Source organism: Cohnella sp. WQ 127256 (genome assembly GCF_024519285.1).
GTDB lineage: Bacteria > Bacillota > Bacilli > Paenibacillales > Paenibacillaceae > Cohnella.
In genome coordinates this window covers 1-573 of sequence record NZ_JAMZCY010000027.1, presented here as the reverse complement: position 1 = coordinate 573, position 573 = coordinate 1, and the positions used below count along the sequence as shown (strand labels likewise).

The 573-nt window shown below is 37.7% G+C and carries 1 protein-coding gene; it reads right to left on the bottom strand.

All coding sequences use genetic code 11. The features are described 5' to 3' along the window. Window positions 1-151: 151 nt before the first annotated feature. On the bottom strand, window positions 152-573 hold a 422-nt coding region (locus tag M1K58_RS29370; RefSeq protein WP_256762498.1), incomplete at its 5' end, for a hypothetical protein.

The following is a 573-nucleotide window of genomic DNA, read 5'->3' as shown; positions in this document are numbered from 1 at the left end:
ATGCGGTTGGGTGGTGCGGATGTGTCCGGCTGAATCTGCTTCCAGATACTGAAAATGCTTCTCCGAATTCTCTTCTTACTTCGGTCCGGACCAAGGGACGAATGTCCCGCAGCGTGAATATCGTGTTATGTGATGGACAGGTCTTCGAAGCTCAACTAACAATATCTTTAGGTACCCATGTGGCTATGTTATTTCCAGGACATGCAATTACTTCCCATACTTCTTTGTTTTCATTATCGTTATTCCAGACCCCTAATTGCCAGCATTCGTATTTCTCATTATGACCAAATATAAAGAGTACTTCCCCAGAATCTAAGTGTATATATAAATGTGGTACTTCTTTATCAAGTCTAATATTAATTATTCTCTTTAGTCTTAATTCACAAATCAACTTTGCTTCTTCAATCCAGTCTAACTTCTCAATCTCTAATTCGCTTTCGGGAATAACTATTGGAAGTGAGCTGAATATGCAAAAACGACTCTCAATATTTAGATATGTTTGTCCATTAATTCTATTTCGCCCTTGATCTGATTCAGACATTAATATTCTAGTGCCGTAAAAATTGATTCCTT